This is a genomic window from Novosphingobium sp. (assembly GCF_040398825.1).
GTDB lineage: Bacteria > Pseudomonadota > Alphaproteobacteria > Sphingomonadales > Sphingomonadaceae > Novosphingobium.
Map to the genome: position 1 here is coordinate 27,025 of NZ_JBBATI010000018.1, position 19,309 is coordinate 46,333.

17 protein-coding genes and 1 tRNA gene are annotated in these 19,309 nt (G+C 64.8%); 5 read left to right on the forward strand and 13 right to left on the reverse strand.

The window, feature by feature from the left end; translation table 11 throughout:
• Positions 1–39: 39 nt before the first annotated feature.
• The 4 genes from ABWP89_RS10450 to recJ all read right to left on the reverse strand — a co-directional run bounded on the left by ABWP89_RS10450 (position 40) and on the right by recJ (position 3,686).
• On the reverse strand, positions 40–1,260 hold the full coding sequence (locus ABWP89_RS10450) for a sensor histidine kinase (RefSeq protein ID WP_353229111.1): 1,221 nt from the start codon (positions 1,258–1,260) through the stop codon (positions 40–42).
• A gap of 115 nt (positions 1,261–1,375) precedes the next feature.
• Positions 1,376–1,603, reverse strand: a complete 228-nt coding sequence (locus ABWP89_RS10455) for a hypothetical protein (protein WP_353229112.1) — start codon at positions 1,601–1,603, stop codon at positions 1,376–1,378.
• Between the two features lie 35 nt (positions 1,604–1,638).
• Positions 1,639–1,713 (reverse strand) — tRNA-Glu (locus ABWP89_RS10460).
• A gap of 137 nt (positions 1,714–1,850) precedes the next feature.
• Positions 1,851–3,686 (reverse strand): single-stranded-DNA-specific exonuclease RecJ, encoded by a 1,836-nt coding sequence (gene recJ, locus ABWP89_RS10465; RefSeq protein ID WP_353229113.1) that lies wholly within the window; start codon positions 3,684–3,686, stop codon positions 1,851–1,853.
• A gap of 240 nt (positions 3,687–3,926) precedes the next feature.
• Between recJ and ABWP89_RS10470 the strand changes: the two genes are divergently transcribed.
• The 4 genes from ABWP89_RS10470 to ABWP89_RS10485 all read left to right on the forward strand — a co-directional run bounded on the left by ABWP89_RS10470 (position 3,927) and on the right by ABWP89_RS10485 (position 7,325).
• The gene (locus tag ABWP89_RS10470) at positions 3,927–5,285 is read left to right on the forward strand and encodes a hypothetical protein (protein ID WP_353229114.1); all 1,359 of its coding nucleotides are present in this window, start codon (positions 3,927–3,929) and stop codon (positions 5,283–5,285) included.
• A gap of 129 nt (positions 5,286–5,414) precedes the next feature.
• Entirely contained in the window at positions 5,415–5,855 is a 441-nt protein-coding gene (locus tag ABWP89_RS10475) for an NAD(P)H-dependent oxidoreductase (RefSeq protein ID WP_502915273.1), read from the forward strand.
• 145 nt (positions 5,856–6,000) lie between these two features.
• The gene (locus ABWP89_RS10480; RefSeq protein WP_353229117.1) at positions 6,001–6,699 is read left to right on the forward strand and encodes a hypothetical protein; all 699 of its coding nucleotides are present in this window, start codon (positions 6,001–6,003) and stop codon (positions 6,697–6,699) included.
• 107 nt (positions 6,700–6,806) lie between these two features.
• Entirely contained in the window at positions 6,807–7,325 is a 519-nt protein-coding gene (locus ABWP89_RS10485) for an AHH domain-containing protein (RefSeq protein ID WP_353229118.1), read from the forward strand.
• A 29-nt stretch (positions 7,326–7,354) separates the two neighbouring features.
• Here the strand turns inward: ABWP89_RS10485 and ABWP89_RS10490 are convergent, their stop codons facing one another.
• From ABWP89_RS10490 to leuA, 3 genes are all read right to left on the reverse strand, one after another.
• Positions 7,355–8,335, reverse strand: a complete 981-nt coding sequence (locus ABWP89_RS10490) for an NAD(P)H-dependent flavin oxidoreductase (protein WP_353229120.1) — start codon at positions 8,333–8,335, stop codon at positions 7,355–7,357.
• 70 nt (positions 8,336–8,405) lie between these two features.
• Positions 8,406–9,452: an amidohydrolase family protein gene (locus tag ABWP89_RS10495; protein ID WP_353229121.1), complete on the reverse strand. Its 1,047-nt coding sequence runs from the start codon at positions 9,450–9,452 to the stop codon at positions 8,406–8,408.
• Positions 9,453–9,582: 130 nt separating this feature from the next.
• Entirely contained in the window at positions 9,583–11,256 is a 1,674-nt protein-coding gene (leuA, locus tag ABWP89_RS10500; RefSeq protein WP_353229123.1) for a 2-isopropylmalate synthase, read from the reverse strand.
• 232 nt (positions 11,257–11,488) lie between these two features.
• On the opposite strand from leuA, the gene ABWP89_RS10505 reads away from it, so the two are divergent.
• Complete coding sequence (locus ABWP89_RS10505) at positions 11,489–12,607, forward strand: epoxide hydrolase family protein (RefSeq protein WP_353229125.1); 1,119 nt, start codon at positions 11,489–11,491, stop codon at positions 12,605–12,607.
• Between the two features lie 167 nt (positions 12,608–12,774).
• On the opposite strand, the gene ABWP89_RS10510 is transcribed toward ABWP89_RS10505, so the two are convergent.
• The 6 genes from ABWP89_RS10510 to ilvB form a co-directional block, all read right to left on the reverse strand.
• Complete coding sequence (locus tag ABWP89_RS10510) at positions 12,775–13,581, reverse strand: hypothetical protein (protein ID WP_353229126.1); 807 nt, start codon at positions 13,579–13,581, stop codon at positions 12,775–12,777.
• Entirely contained in the window at positions 13,578–14,105 is a 528-nt protein-coding gene (locus ABWP89_RS10515) for a hypothetical protein (RefSeq protein WP_353229127.1), read from the reverse strand. The genes ABWP89_RS10510 and ABWP89_RS10515 overlap by 4 nt, the downstream gene beginning before the upstream one ends.
• A 224-nt stretch (positions 14,106–14,329) precedes the next feature.
• Positions 14,330–15,604: an aromatic ring-hydroxylating oxygenase subunit alpha gene (locus ABWP89_RS10520; RefSeq protein ID WP_353229128.1), complete on the reverse strand. Its 1,275-nt coding sequence runs from the start codon at positions 15,602–15,604 to the stop codon at positions 14,330–14,332.
• Between the two features lie 309 nt (positions 15,605–15,913).
• The gene (gene ilvC, locus ABWP89_RS10525; RefSeq protein ID WP_353229129.1) at positions 15,914–16,933 is read right to left on the reverse strand and encodes a ketol-acid reductoisomerase; all 1,020 of its coding nucleotides are present in this window, start codon (positions 16,931–16,933) and stop codon (positions 15,914–15,916) included.
• Positions 16,934–16,979: 46 nt separating this feature from the next.
• A complete protein-coding gene (ilvN, locus tag ABWP89_RS10530) occupies positions 16,980–17,498 on the reverse strand; it encodes an acetolactate synthase small subunit (protein WP_353229130.1) in 519 nt (172 codons plus the stop codon).
• 10 nt (positions 17,499–17,508) lie between these two features.
• A complete protein-coding gene (ilvB, locus tag ABWP89_RS10535) occupies positions 17,509–19,257 on the reverse strand; it encodes a biosynthetic-type acetolactate synthase large subunit (RefSeq protein ID WP_353229132.1) in 1,749 nt (582 codons plus the stop codon).
• Positions 19,258–19,309: the final 52 nt, after the last annotated feature.

Here is a 19,309-nt window from a genome sequence, read left to right on the forward strand (position 1 = left end):
GGTTATCCGCCGCGTTGAATGACCCGCAACCGGCCTGTGTCAGCCCACCGCACGACCGGGCAGGGCACCAGCGGTCTGGTCAATCAGCGTCAGCCGGATGGTGACCGTCGTGCCTACCCCCAGCTTGCTGGTGATGTCCATCCGTCCGCGGTGGCGTTCGACGATATGTTTGACAATCGCCAGCCCCAGCCCGGTGCCCCCCGCCGCGCGGCTGCGGCCCGGATCGGTGCGATAGAACCGCCGGGTCAGATGCGGGATATGGTCGGGATGAATGCCCTCGCCATGGTCGGTCACGGTCAGCACCGCTTCGTGCAGGCCGCGCACCACACGCAATTCGACCGCGCGTTTTGCGTCGGAATATTTCATCGAATTGTCGATCAGGTTGCGGATGATCTGGTCCAGCTGCTGGCGATCACCTTGCACCACGGCATCATCGGTTTCGACCACGATGCGATCATCGCCCACGGTTGCCGCCACTTCGCCGCCGATCGACGCCGCCATCTGCCCCAGATCGATGTGGTCGCGCGGCAGGTCGTGCTTTTCCGCCTCGATCCGCGACAGCGACATCAGATCTTCGACCAGATGCTGCAACCGCCGCGCTTCACGCAATACGGTCGCGTGAAACCGTGCGCTGGTGGCGGCATCGATGCGCGCATCGGGGTCGGCCAGCGTTTCGATATAACCGATGATCGATGCCAGCGGCGTGCGCAGTTCGTGGCTGGCGTTGGCGACAAAATCGGTGTGTGCGCGGCTGACATCGGCCTCTGCCGTGCGGTCGGCCAGTTCGATCAGCGAATAGCGGTCGTCCACTGGCACCCGGCGCACGTGCCAGATGCTGCGCGGCCCGGTCAGCCCGCGCACGGTCACGCTGCCTTCGCGGGCGTCGAGCAGGGTGATCGCCTCTGGATGGCGCAGCGCCACACGCGCATCCTGGCCGACGATATGTGCCCCCAGTTCGGCACGCGCGGCGGCATTGGCGGCGGCAATGCGCTGCCCGTCCAGCATCAGCACCGGCACGCCAAACGGTTCGATCAGGTTGGCCATGACATCGCGCGACACCGGGCTTTCTTCGACCACGCGCTGCACTTCGATCACGGGTTCGGCCTGCCACAGCCACAGGCTGCCCATCCACACCACCACCACCGCCAGGATCAGCACGGGTTGCACCCCGGCGATCAGCATGGCCACCCCGGCAAGCACCGCGATGGCCATGCCGGGCCAGGGCAGCGCGAAAATGGGCCGGGACTTTGGTTTGGTCATGGGGTGGTGATGATCATCGTGCCGGCTTCATCGCAGGGGAACCGTCGCGGTACCAGCGCTTCGTTACGGAATGCGTACAAAAACATATGGTGCAATAACAGGAGGTCATGTGCATTCAGCCACCGTGGCGCAATCCGACCGCGACACATACGATCGCCAGCATCAGCGCCACGATCGATACCTGGCCCCACGATATCAGCGATACCCGGTCAAGATCGCGCCGCCGTCTGTGCTGAGCATCGCGGAACATGCCAAAGCCAGCCAGCGCCCCGGCGACTGCCGCGATCACGAAAAACGGGTTTGCGGTAATCGGGTTGTCAGTGATCAGGGTCTGAAGGTCCATGCGCGCGCCATATGCGCCGCGCAGGCATTTGCCAATGGTGACCCCTACGGGAATCGAACCCGTGTTTCAGCCGTGAAAGGGCCGCGTCCTAACCGCTAGACGAAGGGGCCAGCGGGCGTAGAACGCTGGGCAGGCCGCGCCTCTATTGGCTCTGTCCGGGCGCGTCAACCCAAATTTGACAGGTATTGTCATGCCCCTTTGGCTGGCGGGCAAACACCATGCAATCCGCCACCCGATCAGCCAGCGATCAATCGGCAAAGGCGGCGTCATCGACATGCAATTCGGCGGCCGGGCGTTTGCCCCAATCATCGATGCGCGCGCGCCCGGCCAGCCAGAAGTGGCGGCCGCGGTGGCCATGCAACAGCGCCTGGCCCAGCGCGGTGGGGGCCGCACGAAACGCAATCGCCTTGAACGAACGGCCATCGTTTCCGGTGGCGACCATGCGCACGTGATCGGTGCCGACCGGTTCGCATTTCACCAGCCGCACCGGCCCGATCGCCACGCGCGGCCCGGGCCAGCCGATGCCGAACGGCCCAGCCGCCTCCAACGTGGTCACCAGATCGGGGGTCAGCCCGCCGGGGGCCAGCGACAGATCGATCAGCAGCGTTTGCGTGGCACGCGCGCGCGCCACATCGCGCGCCAGGCGTTCTTGCAGAAAATCGCGCAAGGCGTCGATCCGGTCGGGATCGATCGTCAGCCCGCAGGCCATGGCATGGCCGCCGCCCGCCACCAGCAGGCCGGCATCGCGCGCGGCAATCACCGCTGCACCCAGATCGACCCCGACGATCGAGCGGCCCGATCCCTTGCCCACCAATCGCGTATCGTTGCCCGGCTGATCAGCCAGCGCTTCATCCGGGTTGATGCCGATGATCAGCGTCGGCCTGCCGGTCTTTTCCTTGATCCGCCCGGCCACGATGCCGATCACCCCGGGGTGCCAGCCGGGGCCGGCCAGCACGTTGACGGTGCAATCACCTTTGCGCGCCAGCTCCGCCTCGGCCGCTTCCTGCACCACCTGTTCGATCCCGCGGCGTTCGTCGTTGAGCAGCGACAGCTGCGCGGCGATCGTCGCCGCCTCGTCACCATCCAGCGTGGTCAGCAGCCGCACGCCCAGCGAACTGTCGCCGATCCGCCCCGCCGCGTTGATGCGCGGGCCCAGCGCAAAGCCCAGGTCGCTGCACCCCGGGCTGCGGCCCAGCCGGCTGGCATCGATCAGCGCGGCCAGCCCGACATTGTCACGGCGCGCCATCACTTTCAGCCCTTGCGCCACCAGCGCGCGGTTAAGCCCGCGCAGTTGCGCCACATCGGCCACCGTGCCCAGCGCGACCAGATCGAGCAGGCCCATCAGATCGGGCGGTGACCCGGTGCCGAAAAAGCCGCGCGTGCGCAGATCGCGCGCGGTCGCCACCGCCAGCAGGAACGCCATGCCCACCGCAGCCAGGTGCCCGTGCGCAGCGGCGGCATCGCTTTCATCCAGCCGGTTGGGGTTGACCAGCGCCACCGCCACCGGCAGCTCTGCGCCGCATTTGTGGTGGTCGACTACGATCACCGCGACCCCGGCGGCGGCGGCCATCGCCAGCGCTTCGTGCGCCATCGCGCCGCAATCGACGGTGATCACCAGTTGCGCGCCTTCGGCCCCCAGCCGCACCAGTGCGGCGCCGGATGGGCCATATCCTTCCAACAGGCGATCGGGGATATAGGCGCGGGCATCATGCCCGCACATCCGTAAAAACCGGATCAGCAGCGCCGCGCTGGTGGCGCCATCAACGTCATAATCGCCATAGACTGCGATCGCTTCGCCCGCGCAGATGGCACTGGCCAGCCGCGCCGCTGCGGTGTCCATATCGCGAAAGATCGATGGATCGGGCAGAAATTCGCGCAAGGTCGGGCGGCGCTGGCGATCAAGATCCGCCCTGTCGATCCCGCGTGACAACAGCAATTGATCGATCAGGTCATCGCCCGCCGCGCTGGCGCTGCCGGCACCGTGTCCGCCAATATCGTCTGTGCCAAAATCCATGTTGCCGCCGCGCCAGCGCCAGGCCAGTCCGGATAGCGATTGGTCGATGGTCGAAATGGATTTGATCATGGCATCGATTAGGCCAAGTTTGCCCGGGGTTCAATTGGCGGTGCGCCGGTTTGCCCCCATACCCGCAAACGCGCCGCCGCATGCGCGGCGCACCCCGTCGGACACCGATGTGTTTGCGCTTGGCTTTGGCGTGGTCTTGGCGTTAGCTGCGCGCATAAGTCGCCCCCGCACGAACGGGGATTGCGCCGGCAGGCTGGTAATGCTGGTCCGGTGATGTTCAGGTTTGACGGGGGACAAGTCATGATCAGCGATTTGGGGATTTCAAAACGGGCCCTGCTGGCGGGCGGTGCGCTGGCGGTGCTGGGCGGCGGCGTGGTGGCCACGATCGGCCATCTGCAGGCGGCACAGACCGTAACCGGGCCGGTGGCGCGCTATGACATGCGCGCGGGCACCACATCGGGCATGGCCGCGATGATGAATGGCGCAGGCGGCGGTGGCGGGTTTGGTGCCGGGATGGCGATGGCGTTTGGTGGCGGCGGCCGCGGCGGACCGACGCACGAACTGACGCTGGAACTGGGATCGACGCTGGCACCACAGGGCGGTGGCCCAAAGGCCGATCATTTCATGCCGGCCGGCGCGCGGCTGGGACTGTCGGTGCCGTTGAAAACCCCCGAACCGGTCAAAGTGACCGCATCGAAACCCGAAAACCCCGGTGAGCGTGAGTTCCGTCGTCCGCGCGGGCGCATGCTGATCTTCTGGGGTTGCGGTGAACATGCCCCGCCGGGACAGCCGGTGGTGATTGATTTTGCCAAGATGGCGGCGGGGCAGATGCCGCCCGGGTTGTGGACCAGTTCCGTGCCGCTCGATCGCTGGGTCAGCCTGGCGTCCAGCCGGACTTATGGCCACTGGCCCAATTCGGATGATCGCAAAACGGTATCATCCGACAGCGCACTGCCCGGTTTGCACCGGGTGGCCGGCAATTATTCGCCGCAGATGACCTTTACGCTGCAGCATGATTTCATGGCGCCGCTCAATGTCAGCAGCACCATTCAGCCATCGGGTTCGATTCTGATGCGCTGGAATCTGCTGCCCGATGCGACCGGCTATTACGCCTCGCTGATGGGGGGCAACGGTGTCGGCCGGGGTGGGAGCGGCGGCGGTGACGGCGGGGATATGCAGGACCTGGTCTGGTGGTCGTCGGCCACCACGCGCGAATTTGGCGGCGGGCTGTCCGACTGGTTGTCGCCCGCCACGGTGGCGCGGCTGGTGGCCGCGCGCACGGTGATGGCGCCGCAGACCGCAACCTGCACCATCCCGGCCGAGGTGCATGCCGCGGCGGCCAGTTTCATGATGACGACTATGCAGGGCTATGGCCCGGAAGAACGTTTTTCCTATCCGCCCCGGCCCGCCGACCCGCGCGTGGCGTGGCATATCGAATGGGAAGCGCGCATCCGTCACCGGTCGATGACCAGTTTCATGCCGGGCATGCCAGGCATGCCGGGCATGGGCGAAGGCCAGTCGCGTGATCAGCGGTCGCGCGATGCGCGCCAGAATTCCGGCGATCAGCCCTGCCAGCCGAAAAAGCGTCATGGCCTGGGCGGCCTTGGTGGCATGATCGGTGGCGTGTTGACCGGCGGGGCCAGCGGTGACGGGTGTTGAAGCCCGCCGCGATCACGCTGTGAACGCAACGGTGTGACCCTGGCGTCAAACACTGCCGGGGCCGGTCCTGCGCCGGTACCGGGCACCTTGCTGATCGTCTGGCACAGCCGCACCGGCGCGGCGCGGGCCATGGCCGATGCCGCGCTGGCGGGCGCCATGGCCGAAATCGGCGATGCGGCGCGGATGGTGGCGGCAGGTGATGCGCAGGCGGATGATGTGTTGCGCAGCGCCGGGCTGCTGTTTGTCTGTCCGGAAAACCTGGGCGCGCTGACGGGTGAGATGAAGGCGTTTTTTGATCGCACCTATTATGCCGTGCTGGGCCGGATCGAGGGTCGCGCCTATGCCACCGCGATCGCCGCGGGCAACGCCGGGCAGGGGGCAGAGGCGCAGCTTGACCGCATCGTCACCGGCTGGCGGTTGCGCCGCGTGGCGCCATCGCTGATCGTGCGGCTGGGGGCTGATACGCCGGCGGCGATTGCCGCGCCGAAAAGGCTGTCGGGTAACGATTGCCAAACCTGTCGGGATTTGGGACGCTCGCTGGCAGCGGGCTTGCAAATCGGGGTATTCTGACCAATTTGGACCGATCACTGGGGGATCGCAATGGCTGCGGCGTCTCATGAGCAACCATGCCGGGAAATGACTGACAATGGCAGCGCGTGGACGCAATCAAAATCGGGGTCCCACGGATAGGGCAACAGCCGCCCGGGGTACGCCCGTGGCCGGCCTGCTGTTTGCGACGGCGGCGCGGTGCCGCGCCGATGATCTGGTTATGAACGCGCGCGATGCTGCCGCATACCAGATCATCCGCTGTGACGATGCGGCGGGCCAGGCCGACCTGTTGTGTGATGGCCTGATGTTTGATTGCCGCGGGCTGACCCCGGCACCGGCGCTGCACATCGACGCGGCGATGCAACAGATCGCGCTGCCCGCCGGATTTGCGCTGGCCGACCACGCGCTGGTGACGGTGGGGCCGGGCGCGCAACTGGCAGGGGCCGGGCAATTGCTGCCGGTGGTGCGGGCCCTGGCCGGGCTGGTGCGCGCGCTGGCCGCCATGCCCGGGGTATGCGCGGTGGTGTGGTTGCCGGCGCGGACCGCGATGTCACCACAATGGTTTGCCGAAGCGACCGGTCACTGGTTGAACGGGGGGGCATTCCCCGCGCTGGCGATGACCGGCCTGGCCCGGTCTGATCAGGGCTTTGCCAGCACAGGCCTGGCCTATTTCACCGGCCAGGAATTCGTGTTTGGCAGCCGCGAAGGCGTGCGGGAAACCGATGCGCGCGGCGCGGTGCGGCTGACCGACTGGCTGGTGGCGCATGGCCGCATCGACGCCGCCTGTGATATCGAACTGCCCGGTTTTGGCACGGTCCGGCTGGAGCCGCAGGGCCCGGACAGCTTGCGCGCCACCCCCCTTTAGAACCGATTTGGCATCAAGACCGGCCAGCGCGATTTCGGCAATGGTTTGTTTACATGTGCCGGGCAGCGTCAACCCCCTGATCTGGGGGACAAGGATATGGCCGCATCATGTCGTTAGCGCGCTCTGCGCTGCCCTTTCGTTCGGTCAATGTGCCGGGGTCAAAGGGGTATTGCGCCGGATTGCAGCGGCACCATGTCTTGCCGCGGCAATTGCTCGATATGCCGGGCATTGGCGGGCTGATCGATCAGATCGGCACGGCCAGGCTGGGCTTTCACGATTTTTGCTGCAATGGGCTGTTGCTGCCCGCCACCGACGAAGAAGCGGTGCGGCGGGGCCTGCCGCTGCATCGCGGCCCGCACAACTGCTATAACGAACTGGTGATCGAACGCATGGGGCAGATCGAGGCGGGATGGCAAAAACGCCGGCGCGGGCCGGGTGCCGACGGCGCGCTGGCCGAGGCGCTGATGCGCATCGACCTGTTGCAGCGCGCGTTGCGCCGCCGGCTGCTCGATCCCGCCCGCTGGCACGGCGCGGCATTGCACGCGCGCGATCCGGCGCTCGATTTCAGCCACCTTGATCGAATGGCCGACATGCTGTGGGCCGCCACCATCCCGGCACCGGCCTGATCATCAACCGGCCGCGCGATCGTTTGCGGTCAGCCCTGGAACGGTGCAGTATTGGCACCCAGCGCCGCGATGGCATCGTGGTATTCGCTTTCAAACCGCGCCACACGGGTTTCCACGCTGTCGATGGCGCTGATCGCACCGATGCCCTGGCCCGAACCCCAGATATCCTTCCACGCCTTTGCCCCGGTGTTTCCACCCGATCCGAAATTCATCTTGGTCGGGTCGCTTTCGGGCAGGTTGGCTGGATCGAGCCCGGCGTTGACGATCGACGAACGCAGGTAATTGCCATGAATGCCGGTGAACAGGTTGGAATAGATGATGTCGTCCGCGCCGGATTCGACAATGGCCTGCTTGTACGCCTGTTCCGCGCGCGCCTCATGCGTGGCGATCCAGGCTGAGCCGATATAGGCAAAATCGGCGCCCAGCGCCTGCGCCGCCAAAATGGACCGGCCATGCCCGATCGCGCCCGACAGCGCGACCAGCCCGTCGAACCAGGCGCGAATTTCCTGCATCAGCGCAAACGGTGACAGCGCCCCGGCGTGGCCACCGGCCCCGGCCGCGACCGGCACCAGGCCATCGGCGCCCTTTTCGATCGCCTTGCGCGCAAACCGGTCGTTGATCACATCGTGCAGCACGATCCCGCCCCAGCCATGCGCGGCCTGATAAACATCTTCGCGCGCGCCCAATGACGTGATCAGCAGCGGCACCTGCCATTTGGCGCACAGCGCCATGTCTTCATCCAGCCGGTTGTTGGTGCGGTGCACGATCTGGTTGACCGCAAACGGCGCCGCCGGCCGGTCGGGGTGCGCGCGGTTGTGGGTGGCCAGTTCTTCGGTAATCTGGTGCAGCCATTCGTCCAGCTGGCTGATCGGCCGCGCGTTGAGCGACGGGAAGCTGCCGACCACGCCCGCCTTGCACTGCGCGATCACCAGTTCGGGGCCGGAAATGATGAACAGTGGTGATGCGATCACCGGCAGGCGCAGATTGGCAAACAGTGCGGGCAGGGGCATTGGGCAGCCTTCTTAAACGATCGGTTAAGGTTGGTGATAGGCGGTCGGGCAAAGCTTTGTCAAACCCGCATCACGCCGGTGGCAGGATCGCTTCAATCCCATAGATGCGCGCGGCGGTGCCGGCAAACAACGCGCGCTTTTCCGGTGCAGAGGCACCGGATGACAACCGTTTGAACGCGTTCCACAGCGTGGCGTAATCGGCGCCCCAATAATCGACCGGAAAATTGCTTTCAAACATCGCGCGGGCCGGGCCAAACGCATCGATGCAGGTTTCGATATATGGCCGCCACAGGCCCGCCAGCACCTCTGACCCCAGGCCTGCGGCGGGGCCTTCTTCGGGCAGGCCGCAAAACGCCATCGCCAGCCCGCCCAACTTTACCGACACATTCGGCAGTTCCGCCAGCGCGCGGATCTTGCTGCGCCACACATCAAACCGTTCGTGCAGCCGCCCGTGATAGCTGGCAATGTTGAGCGGGGTGCCGCAATGGTCCAGCACGATCGGCTGATCGGGAAACGCGCGCGCCAGCGAAATCAGGTCATCCAGCTGCGGTTCCAGCAACCAGGCATCAAACGTCAACCCCAGTTCACCCAGGTGGCGAAACCCGGCGCGGAACGTGTCGTCCAGCAGCAGCCCCTGCGGCGCATGGAACGGCGGCCCCAGCACGGTTGGATCGGCATCCCACGCGGCAGAGTGGCGAATGCCGCGAAACCGGGGTGATGCCGCCTGCAACGCCTCCAGCACGGCGCGCGCGGCATCGCCCGTGGTCAGGTCGGCATGGCCGATGATCGCGGCACAGGGGCGGAACGCGCCATAGATCCCGCTGGCGCCCTGCGCGGCCACGCCATTGACAAACTCGACCTCACCCACCGACTTGAACGCGGGGTCACAGTCGCCGTTATAAAACGCGCCGCATTCCATATAGACCGTGCCGATCACATTGTGGCCGCTGGTCACTTCGGCATGCAGTTCGTCAAAGGTGTAATAGGGATTGCGCGCCACGGCGGTGATGAACGGGTGGTGCGGTTCGGGAATCTGCGCCAGCAAGGGGCGCAAATCCCACAAATGGTGATGCGGATCGATGATCGGCAGATCGGCATCAAGAATCGGTTCAGGCATAGTCACTCCCGCACATGGCTTTTGGCCTTGATGCAGGACTATCGCGGAATCCGAGGTGCTAGCAAGCCGATTTAACCGCGTGATTGAAATGCATGGGGGGAGGGCCGTTTGCCCAACCCCCGCGCATCATTCACCCCCGCGCGGCGTTGGCCGCCGACAGGATCGCGCGCACGCTGGCGGTGGCGACATCTTCATCGATGCCAACGCCCCACACCACTGCGCCCGCTGCGGTCACGCATTCGACATAGGCGGCTGCGCGCGCATCGCTGCCGCCGGTCAGCGCGTGTTCGGTATAATCGCGCACATCGATGGCAATGCCGAACCCGTCGTTCAACGTGGCCACCACCGATGATATCAGCCCGTTGCCGCGCCCGCTGACCGATTGCACTTTGCCATCGACCGCGATTTTCCCCGCAAACACGCGCGTGCCATCGCTCGCCTTGGCCTCTTCATAATCCACCAGCGACAGGTGCTGTGGTTCTTCCAGGTGATAGACCCGGCGGAACACCGACCAGATGTCCGCGGCGGTCAGCTCCCGTCCCAGATCGTCGGCCAGCGCCTGCACATGGCGGCTGAAATGCGCCTGCATCTTTTTGGGCAGTTTCAGCCCCTGGTCCGCCTCCAGCACCCAGGCAAAACCGCCCTTGCCACTTTGCGAATTGACGCGGATCACCGCTTCGTAACTGCGGCCCAGGTCGGCCGGGTCGATCGGCAGATAGGGCACCGCCCACAGCTGATCATTGCGCTGTGCCTGCGCGGCAAAGCCCTTTTTGATCGCGTCCTGATGGCTGCCCGAAAACGCGGTGAACACCAGTTCGCCGCCATAGGGGTGGCGCTGGTGCACCGGCAGCTGGTTGCAATATTCCACCGTCTGAATAACCTGGTCGATGTCGGAAAAATCCAGTTCCGGATCAACGCCCTGCGTGTACAAATTCAGCGCCACCGTCACCAGGCAGCAATTGCCGGTGCGTTCGCCATTGCCAAACAGACAGCCTTCGACGCGGTCGGCCCCGGCCATCAGCCCCAGTTCCGCCGCCGCCACGCCGGTGCCGCGATCATTGTGGGTGTGCAGGCTGATCACCGCGCGGTCTCGGCCCGGCAGGTTGCGGCAGAAATATTCGATCTGGTCGGCATAGATGTTGGCGGTCGATGCCTCCACCGTGGCCGGCAGGTTGAGGATGATCGGCTTTTCCACCGTCGGCTGCAGGATGTCCATCACCGCCTCACACGCGGCGATGCTGAAATCCAGCTCGGCGGTCGAAAACGTTTCCGGGCTATATTCAAAATGCCAGTCGGTCTGCGGAAACCGCGCCGCCTGATCGCGCAAACACGTCGCCCCGGCGCGCGCAATGTCCAGGATCTGCGCCTGGCTCATGCCGAACACCACATCGCGCCACAGCGGCGACACCGCGTTGTACACATGCACGATCGCGGTCTTTGCGCCCGCCAGGCTTTCGAACGAGGTCTTGATCAGGTCTTCGCGCGATTGCGTCAGCACTTGCACGATCACATCATCGGGAATGCGGCCATTATCGACCAGCCCGCGGATGAAATCATATTCGGTGGCGCCCGCACTGGGAAAGCCGACCTCGATCTCCTTCAGCCCGACCCTGACCAGCAGATCGAAAAAGCGCGCCTTTTTATCGGCATCCATCGGGTCGATCAGCGACTGGTTGCCATCGCGCATGTCGGTGGACAGCCAGCGCGGCGCTTTGGTGATGGTGCGGTTGGGCCATTGACGGTCGGTCAGTGGCACTTGCGGAAACGGGCGGTACTTGACCGAGGGGTTTTTCAACATGGACATGGCATGATGCTCTGCAACGGGAGTTTTGCGAAATTGTGGCGACGGAGAACGGCCCTCAGGCGGTTTGCGCGCCGGCACACCGACGCGTCAGATCACGCCCAAGGGCGGATTAGTCGCAGGGTCAGGTTCGGCGCGCGCGTCATGGCCATGGGCTATGGTCAATCGCGCGCGGCTTGTCCACAATGAATGCTGCAACCGGCGGGCAAACCGCCCGCAGGGATGAGGACGTACGATGATCGAACCCTACCACTTCACCGCCCCCGACACCGCCATCGCCGACCTCCACGCGCGCATCGATGCCACCCGCTGGCCAGAGGCGGAAACGGTGGACGACTGGTCGCAGGGTGTGCCGCTGACCGTGCTGCAGGATTTCGTCAACACCTGGCGCCACGACTATGACTGGCGCCCGGCAGAGGCGTGGATCAACGCGCAAGGCCTGTCCACCACCACCATCGATGGGCTGGCGATCCGCTTCCTGCACATCCGATCCCCCCACGCCAATGCTGCGCCGCTGATCCTCACCCACGGCTGGCCCGGGTCGATCCTGGAATTTCGCGGCGTGATCGATGCGCTGACCAACCCCGCCGACCCGGCGCACGCGTTCCACTGCGTCATCCCCTGCCTGCCCGGCTATGGCCTGTCCGAACGCCCGGCGGCCAAGGGTTGGGGCGTGGAAAAGATCGCCCACGCCTGGGGCGGACTGATGGCGCGCCTCGGTTACACCCGCTGGTTCGCACAGGGCGGCGATTGGGGCGCCGCCGTCACCACCCAGATCGGCCGGCTGAACATTCCCGGCTGCGCCGGCATCCACCTCAACATGCCGATCGCCCGGCCTTTGCCCGAAGACCTGGCCAACCCCGCCCCCGATGAAGCCCGCGCCCTGGCCGCGCTCCAGCACTATCAGCAATGGGACTCCGGCTATTCCACCCAGCAACGCACCCGGCCACAAACCGTCGGCTATGCCCTGAACGACAGCCCCACCGGCCTTGCCGCGTGGATCTATGAAAAAATGTGGGCCTGGACCGACAACCACGGCCGCCCCGAAGACGCGCTGACCCGCGCATCGATGCTCGACAACCTCACCCTCTACTGGCTCACCGCCACCGCCACGTCATCGGCACGCCTCTACTGGGAAAGCTTCGCCAGCTTCGCCCCCGCCGACATCACCATGCCCGTGGCGTGCAGCGTATTCCCAAAGGAAATCCTGCCCGCCCCCCGCAAATGGGTGGAACGCCATTGTTCGAACCTGGTGCATTGGGGGGAAATGGCAAAGGGAGGGCATTTTGCAGCATGGGAACAGCCGGAAGCGTTTGTAACCGAATTGCGCGCGGCGTTTGGGAAGATGGGGTAGGGGTTATCGCTATCGTTGATGTTGCGGCGACGTTGCGGTGACGCCGCATTCAAATTCCGTAGTTGGATTGCACATCAACGGCATAGAATGCTTTAGCCTTATGGGATGAGCTCAGGGGCTCACGCTGGTTCAGCCCAACCTCATTCTGCGCTAATTGTCCAAAACACCTAATCCAATTTCCGACCGGATTTGGCGTCCACGATCCTGCCATTTTCGTATGACAACACTTCCGGCATCGCCGCCAGACGGTTGATCAGCGTGGTGTTGGGTTCAACGAACGAGGCCACCGCGTGGAAGCTGGCCGGTTGGACCAAGGCAGGATTGATGCCCGGCGGCAACGGTATGCCTGCCTCCGCACGGCGCACGGCGACGGCGAACAGGCCCAGATCCATGTCTGCGCTGCGGCCGAGACCGGTTTCGTCTTTCAGTTCGGGGATGGGGGAGGGTTGCCAGGCCTTGGCGGTCAACAGCGTGCCCAGGTCGGTGATTTTGCCTGCCTCAGCCGTAAAACCCACGGTGCCAAGGCAGAAGCATTCGTACAGGTATTCCCGCATGCCCAGGCCATAGACGACGTAATCGCCGGGAACGACCTCAACCAGCGTGGTTTTGATCTTGCCGGATGATGCAATGGCCTTGCCGGGCATGATCGCAAACAGATTGGGGCGGCCTTCGTATTTGAAATTAAAGGATTCAAGCGGTCCCGCTTTGGCGCCGGCCTTGCTGTACGCCGCGCTGCGTGCGGCCTGATAGGATGCGATCTCGTCGGCGCCGGGTACACGCATGATGTCCGCCGAAAAGGCGAACAGGTCGGTGTCGATGCGCAGCAGCAGATAGGCGCGGTCGGCCTTCAACGCGAACGTTTCCCTGGCTGCGATTTGCCGGAAATCTTGGTCGGGATTGCCCTCCGCCAGCGCGGGCGCGGCGCTGCACAGCATGGCGGGCAAGGCTGCCAGGGCCAGCAATCGGCGGATCACTGCGTCACCTCTGGCGTTGGCGGAACGGCGCCGGCGGCCAGGCGGGCCTGGATGCGGATGGCGCGGGCCGGATCGCCCTCATTGATTTGCCGCCATACCGCTTCAGAGGTGCGGTAGCGGTGATAACCGCGCGGGACCATGCAGCGAAACACGCGCGACTGGCGCAGGCTGCGTTCGATCGGGCCGGCGATCATCGCGCCGATCACATCACCCACCAGGCCATAATTGCCGGTGCGCTGCTCCGCCGTGCGCGTGTCCTGGCCCATGCGCCAGGGGACGAAATCGGGGGTGGACCGCGCAACCCCGCGCGGCAGGTAACGCCAGCAGAACGCCAGATCCTGTTCCGCCGCTTCGGCCGTTACGCCGGGTTTGTGCAGGATGAAATATTTGCGCTCGTCGCCCAGATTTTGCGCGGGTACCACCAGATTGGGCAACGCATCATCGGCCGCAGGTTGCTGCGCAGTGGCTGGCGCGGGGCCCGCGAACAGCGCGATGGCACCCAACACGGCAATCGGTAATTTCATGATGGTGCCTTCACCAAGGGCCAACGCGCAAGGCAGTGTGCATTGCGATGGCGCAGCATTCAATTGCAAAAATAACGGGTTGCAAGGGCGATGGTCCTTGCCCGCCGGAGGCAGAAAGCGCCCGCCGGAGGCAGAAAGCGCCCGCCGGACGCATCTTCCGGAGCGTTGCCCTGTCCCAACGGGCGTTTGACACCCCCATCCAACCTTCCCCCTGAGGGGGAAGGCTAAGTCGTGGCGGGCGCGGGCGCCTCGGCCACGGCGCGGTCGATTTCCTGGGCCAGGATTTGCAGGGGCCATTCGTTGCGGCCGAAGACGAGGCCGGGCAGGGCGGCGCTGGTCAGGGCGGGGTGGGGGGTGGTGACGCCATAGGGGAAATCCTGTTTCTGGACCACGGTGTGCGCGCTTTCCCAGATGCGTTCAAACAGCGCGGCGTTGGCGGGATTGGTCAGGTCCATGCGGCTGTAACAGCCGTGGCGGACGAGCGTGCGATCGACGCCCAGCGGCATGATCTGAAAGAATTCGAGCACTTGCGGCGTGTTTATCAGGATGGTGCCGGGGAACAGCACGTATTTGACGTGGATATAGTTTTCGGGGGTCCATTGGTCCTGCGGCAGCGCGGGCAGGTCGGTCTGGATGGTGCGCAGCGAAGTGGCGGTGCGCAAATGGCGGCCGAGCATGTCGACGGTGTTGACGTTGCCGTTGTAATATTGCGCCAGGTTGTCGCGGTGGGCGTAGTTGAAGTGATAGGATTCGAGGAAGGTTTCCAGCACCAGTTTCCAGTTGCCGTTCAACTCGATCGGCCCGACGCGGCTGGCGGCGACGGTGTCAAAGCCCCAGTGGGGGAGCTCGGCATCCAGCTCTGGCCCGATGAAGTGATCCCAATCGATGGTTACGCCGGGTTTGGGCGCGACCAGGATCAGCCCGTGGCGTTCGTGCGCGGCGACGGGGATCAGGCCCAGTGACGCTTTGTCGGGATTGCCAAAGCTGGCGTTGCAGCTGACCCCCAGCAAGTGGCCATCAAGGTCATAGGACCAGGCGTGATAGGGGCAGGAAAATCCGGCGCGGGAATGGCCGCGATCGTCATAGACCAATGCGGCGCCGCGGTGGCGGCAGGCGTTGACGAAGGCGCGGATCTGGCCCTGGCGGTTGCGGGTGACCATGATGGGGGTGCCCATATGGTCGATGCGCAGGTAATCGCCGGGTTCGGCCACATCGCGCGACAGGCCGGCGACGAAGGGCATGCGGTCGAAAATCGCATGGCGTTCGGCCTCGTAACGCGCGGGGTCGGTATAGCGGCTGGCGGGGACCTCCATGACACTGTCGGCCAGTTCGGGATGGCCTGCCTGGGCCAGGGTGATCAGGCGGCTGGCGAGATCGATCATGGTCTGGCGGTTGGTGCGCACGGCGCCGGCGGTCTGGTCAAGCCGCGCGGTCATGTCGGTCATGATATCGACGACTTCGGCATCGGACATGGTGGTGCCGGATTCGGTATGCGCCATTGGTTCGTCCCCCGTGGGCGGTCTTGGTGCCGCCGGGGTGGAGGGTAGCGGATTGGCGGGGGGAGGCAAGGTGCGTGGGGTGGGTGCCAGAACAGCCCCTGTCGTCATGCCGGATTTGATCCGGCATGACGCTTTTGGCCTTTGCGCCGCAGGCAGGAAGCGTCACCCCGGGTCAAGCTGTACAGGTCAAGCCCGGTGTGACGAAGTAGGGAAGGTAACGGGATGCAAGGGCAATAGCCCCTGCCCGCCGGAGGCAGAAAGCAGAAAGCGCCCGCCGGAGGCAGTTTGTTCTTTGCTGAAAGCGGCGGCTTAGTTCTTGGTCTGGTCGACCAGTTTGTTGGCGCCGATCCAGGGCATCATGGCGCGCAGGGCGGCGCCGGTCTGTTCGATCGGGTGGGCGGCGGCGGCTTTGCGCGCGGCTTTCAGTTCGGGCTGGCCGGCGCGATTGTCGAGCACGAAGTTTTTGACGAAGCGGCCGGCCTGGATGTCGGCGAGCACGCGCTTCATTTCGGCCTTGGTTTCCGAAGTGATCAGGCGCGGCCCGGTGGTGATGTCGCCATATTCGGCGGTGTTGCTGATTGAATAGCGCATGTTGGCGATGCCGCCTTCATAGATCAGGTCGACGATCAGCTTCACTTCGTGCAGGCATTCGAAATAGGCCATTTCCGGGGCATAGCCGGCCTCGACCAGCGTTTCGAACCCGGCCTGGATGAGGTGGGTCAAACCGCCGCACAGCACGGCCTGTTCGCCGAACAGGTCGGTTTCGCATTCTTCCTTGAAATTGGTTTCGATCACGCCCGAACGGCCGCCGCCAACGCCCGAAGCGTATGCCAGCGCGATGTCGTGGGCGTTGCCGGTGGAATCCTGCGCCACCGCGATCAGGCAGGGCACGCCGCCGCCTTTGACATATTCGCCGCGCACGGTGTGGCCGGGGCCCTTTGGCGCGATCATGATCACGTCGATATCCATGCGCGGCTCGATCAGGCCAAAGTGCACGTTGAGCCCGTGCGCAAACGCCAGCGCGGCGCCGGGGCGCAGGTTGGCGTGGATATCATCGGCATAGATGGCGGCCTGGTGCTCATCGGGCGCCAGGATCATCAGGATGTCGGCCCATTTGGCGGCATCGGCATTGGCCATCACCGTGAAACCGGCGGCTTCGGCCTTGGCGGCGGTGGCCGAACCGGGGCGCAGCGCGACCGCGACGTTCTTCACGCCCGAATCGCGCAGGTTTTGCGCATGGGCGTGGCCCTGGCTGCCATAGCCCAGGATGACGATGTTTTTGCCCGTGATCAGGTTAAGATCGGCGTCGGCGTCGTAATAGACCTTCATGTCGGTTCCGTTTCTGCAAATGGGGATAGGAAAACAGGCAATACATTCAGGCGGCGTGTTCACCGCGGACCATGCCGACAACGCCGGTGCGGCCGACCTCGACCAGGCCCAGCTGTTTCATCAGCGCGACAAAACTGTCGATCTTTTCGGGCGCGCCGGTCAGTTCGAACACAAAGCTGGACGTGGTGGTATCGACCACTTTGGCGCGAAAGATGTCGGCCATGCGCAGTGCTTCCACCCGGGTGTTGCCGGTGCCGGCGACCTTGATCAGCGCCAGTTCGCGTTCCACGTAGGGCCCGACTTCGGTCAGATCGACGACCTTGTGCACCGGCACCAGCCGTTCCAGCTGTGCGCGGATCTGGTCGATGATGGTCGGCGGGCCGTGGGTGACGATGGTGATTCGGCTCACCTCATGGTTGTCGGTGATGTCGGCCACGGTCAGGCTGTCGATGTTATAGCCGCGCGCGGTAAACAGACCGGCGATCTTGGCCAGAATGCCCGCTTCGTTGTCGACGGTGATGGTCAGGACGTGACGTTCCTGCGCCTCGGCAGTCATGGTGTTCATCGGGATTTCCTTACACCAGCGCCTTGGCGGCGTCGTCCATCGTGCCGGCGACTTCGTCACCATACAGGATCATGTCGGTATGCGCCGCGCCCGACGGGATCATCGGATAGCAATTGGCCTCTTTCACCACCAGGCAATCGACGAAGACGGGGCCGGGGTGGTCGATCATCGCCTGAATCCCGGCGTCGAGTTCATCCAGCGTGGTGATGCGGATGCCTTTCCAGCCATAGGCCTCGGCCAGTTTGACGAAATCGGGCAGGCTGTCCGAATAGGAATTCGAATAGCGGCTTTCATAGGTCAGTTCCTGCCACTGGCGGACCATGCCCATCCATTCGTTGTTGAGCACGAACACCTTGACCGGCAGGCGGTATTGCGTGGCGGTGCCCAGTTCCTGAATGTTCATCTGGATCGATGCGTCACCGGCGATGTCGATCACCAGCGCATCGGGCAGCCCGGCCTGCGCGCCGATCGCCGCGGGCAGGCCATAGCCCATGGTGCCGAGCCCGCCCGAAGTCAGCCACTTGTTGGGACTGTGGAAATGGAAATACTGCGCCGCCCACATCTGGTGCTGGCCCACCTCGGTGCTGATCACCGGATCGCGGTCGCGGGTAAGGTCATACAGCCGCTCGATCGCCTTTTGCGGCATGATTTCCGGCCCGCGCGCCGGATAGGCCAGGCTGCGCCGCGCGCGCCAACCATCGATGCGGGCGAACCAGTCGGTCAGATCAACCCGGGCGTGCCCGGCCGCGTGCCAGGTGTCGATCATCTGGCCCAGCACGACCGCGCAATCGCCGATCACCGGCAGATCGACCTGCACGGTCTTGTTGATCGATGCGCGGTCGATATCGATGTGGATCTTGATCGAATTGGGGGCAAACGCATCCAGCCGCCCGGTCACGCGGTCATCAAACCGCGCGCCGACGGCGATGATCAGATCGGCGCGGTTCATCGCCATGTTGGCTTCATAGGTGCCATGCATGCCCAGCATGCCCAGCCACGCCGGATCGGACGCCGGAAACGCGCCCAGCCCCATCAGCGTGGAGGTAACGGGCGCGCCGGTCAGCCGCTGCAATTCGCGCAAGTGCCGGCTCGCCTCAGGTCCGGCGTTGATCACGCCGCCACCGGTATAGAACACCGGTGCCTCGGCCGCCGCAATCAATGCCATTGCGCGTTCGATATCGGCATTGGGCGCAATGGTCTGCGGCGCGTAACGCGTGCGGCGCTGGTTGGGCTGGCCCGACCAGGGCGCGGTGGCGATCTGCACGTCCTTTGGGATATCGATGACCACCGGGCCGGGACGGCCGGCGGTGGCGATATGAAACGCCTCATCGACGATCGTGGCCAGCTCGGCGGCGTCCTTCACCAGATAGTTGTGTTTGGTGCAGTGGCGCGTGATGCCGACGGTATCCGCCTCTTGAAAGGCGTCTGTGCCGATCAGGCCGGTGGGGACCTGCCCGGTGATGACCACCATCGGGATCGAATCCATGAAGGCATCGGCAATCCCGGTGACCGCGTTGGTCGCGCCGGGGCCGGATGTGACCAGCACCACGCCGGGTTTGCCAGTGGCGCGCGCGTATCCTTCGGCCGCATGCGCGGCGCCGGCCTCGTGCCGGACCAGGATGTGGCGGATGCGTTCATCGCCAAACAGCGCGTCATAGATCGGCAGCACGGCCCCGCCGGGATAGCCGAACACGAATTCGACCCCCTTGGCGACCAGGCTTTCGACCAGGATTTCGGCGCCGCTGCGCTCGGTGCTCACGTGTGAAACCCTTCAATCTGGCGGCAAAGACGGGGCCGATAGCCCAATCGCC

Excerpts from the sequence above, each read along its gene's own strand:
- ABWP89_RS10490 (WP_353229120.1), bottom strand. The coding sequence starts at position 8,335 with ATGCCCCTGCCCGCACTGTTTGCCAATCTGCGCCTGCCGGTGATCGCA.
- ABWP89_RS10475 (WP_502915273.1), top strand. The coding sequence starts at position 5,415 with ATGGCCGATGCCGCGCTGGCGGGCGCCATGGCCGAAATCGGCGATGCG.
- ilvN (WP_353229130.1), bottom strand. The coding sequence starts at position 17,498 with ATGAACACCATGACTGCCGAGGCGCAGGAACGTCACGTCCTGACCATC.
- ABWP89_RS10495 (WP_353229121.1), bottom strand. The coding sequence starts at position 9,452 with ATGCCTGAACCGATTCTTGATGCCGATCTGCCGATCATCGATCCGCAT.
- recJ (WP_353229113.1), bottom strand. The coding sequence starts at position 3,686 with ATGATCAAATCCATTTCGACCATCGACCAATCGCTATCCGGACTGGCC.
- ABWP89_RS10520 (WP_353229128.1), bottom strand. The coding sequence starts at position 15,604 with ATGGCGCATACCGAATCCGGCACCACCATGTCCGATGCCGAAGTCGTC.
- ABWP89_RS10505 (WP_353229125.1), top strand. The coding sequence starts at position 11,489 with ATGATCGAACCCTACCACTTCACCGCCCCCGACACCGCCATCGCCGAC.
- leuA (WP_353229123.1), bottom strand. The coding sequence starts at position 11,256 with ATGTCCATGTTGAAAAACCCCTCGGTCAAGTACCGCCCGTTTCCGCAA.
- ABWP89_RS10515 (WP_353229127.1), bottom strand. The coding sequence starts at position 14,105 with ATGAAATTACCGATTGCCGTGTTGGGTGCCATCGCGCTGTTCGCGGGC.
- ABWP89_RS10485 (WP_353229118.1), top strand. The coding sequence starts at position 6,807 with ATGTCGTTAGCGCGCTCTGCGCTGCCCTTTCGTTCGGTCAATGTGCCG.
- ABWP89_RS10470 (WP_353229114.1), top strand. The coding sequence starts at position 3,927 with ATGATCAGCGATTTGGGGATTTCAAAACGGGCCCTGCTGGCGGGCGGT.
- ABWP89_RS10455 (WP_353229112.1), bottom strand. The coding sequence starts at position 1,603 with ATGGACCTTCAGACCCTGATCACTGACAACCCGATTACCGCAAACCCG.
- ilvC (WP_353229129.1), bottom strand. The coding sequence starts at position 16,933 with ATGAAGGTCTATTACGACGCCGACGCCGATCTTAACCTGATCACGGGC.
- ABWP89_RS10450 (WP_353229111.1), bottom strand. The coding sequence starts at position 1,260 with ATGACCAAACCAAAGTCCCGGCCCATTTTCGCGCTGCCCTGGCCCGGC.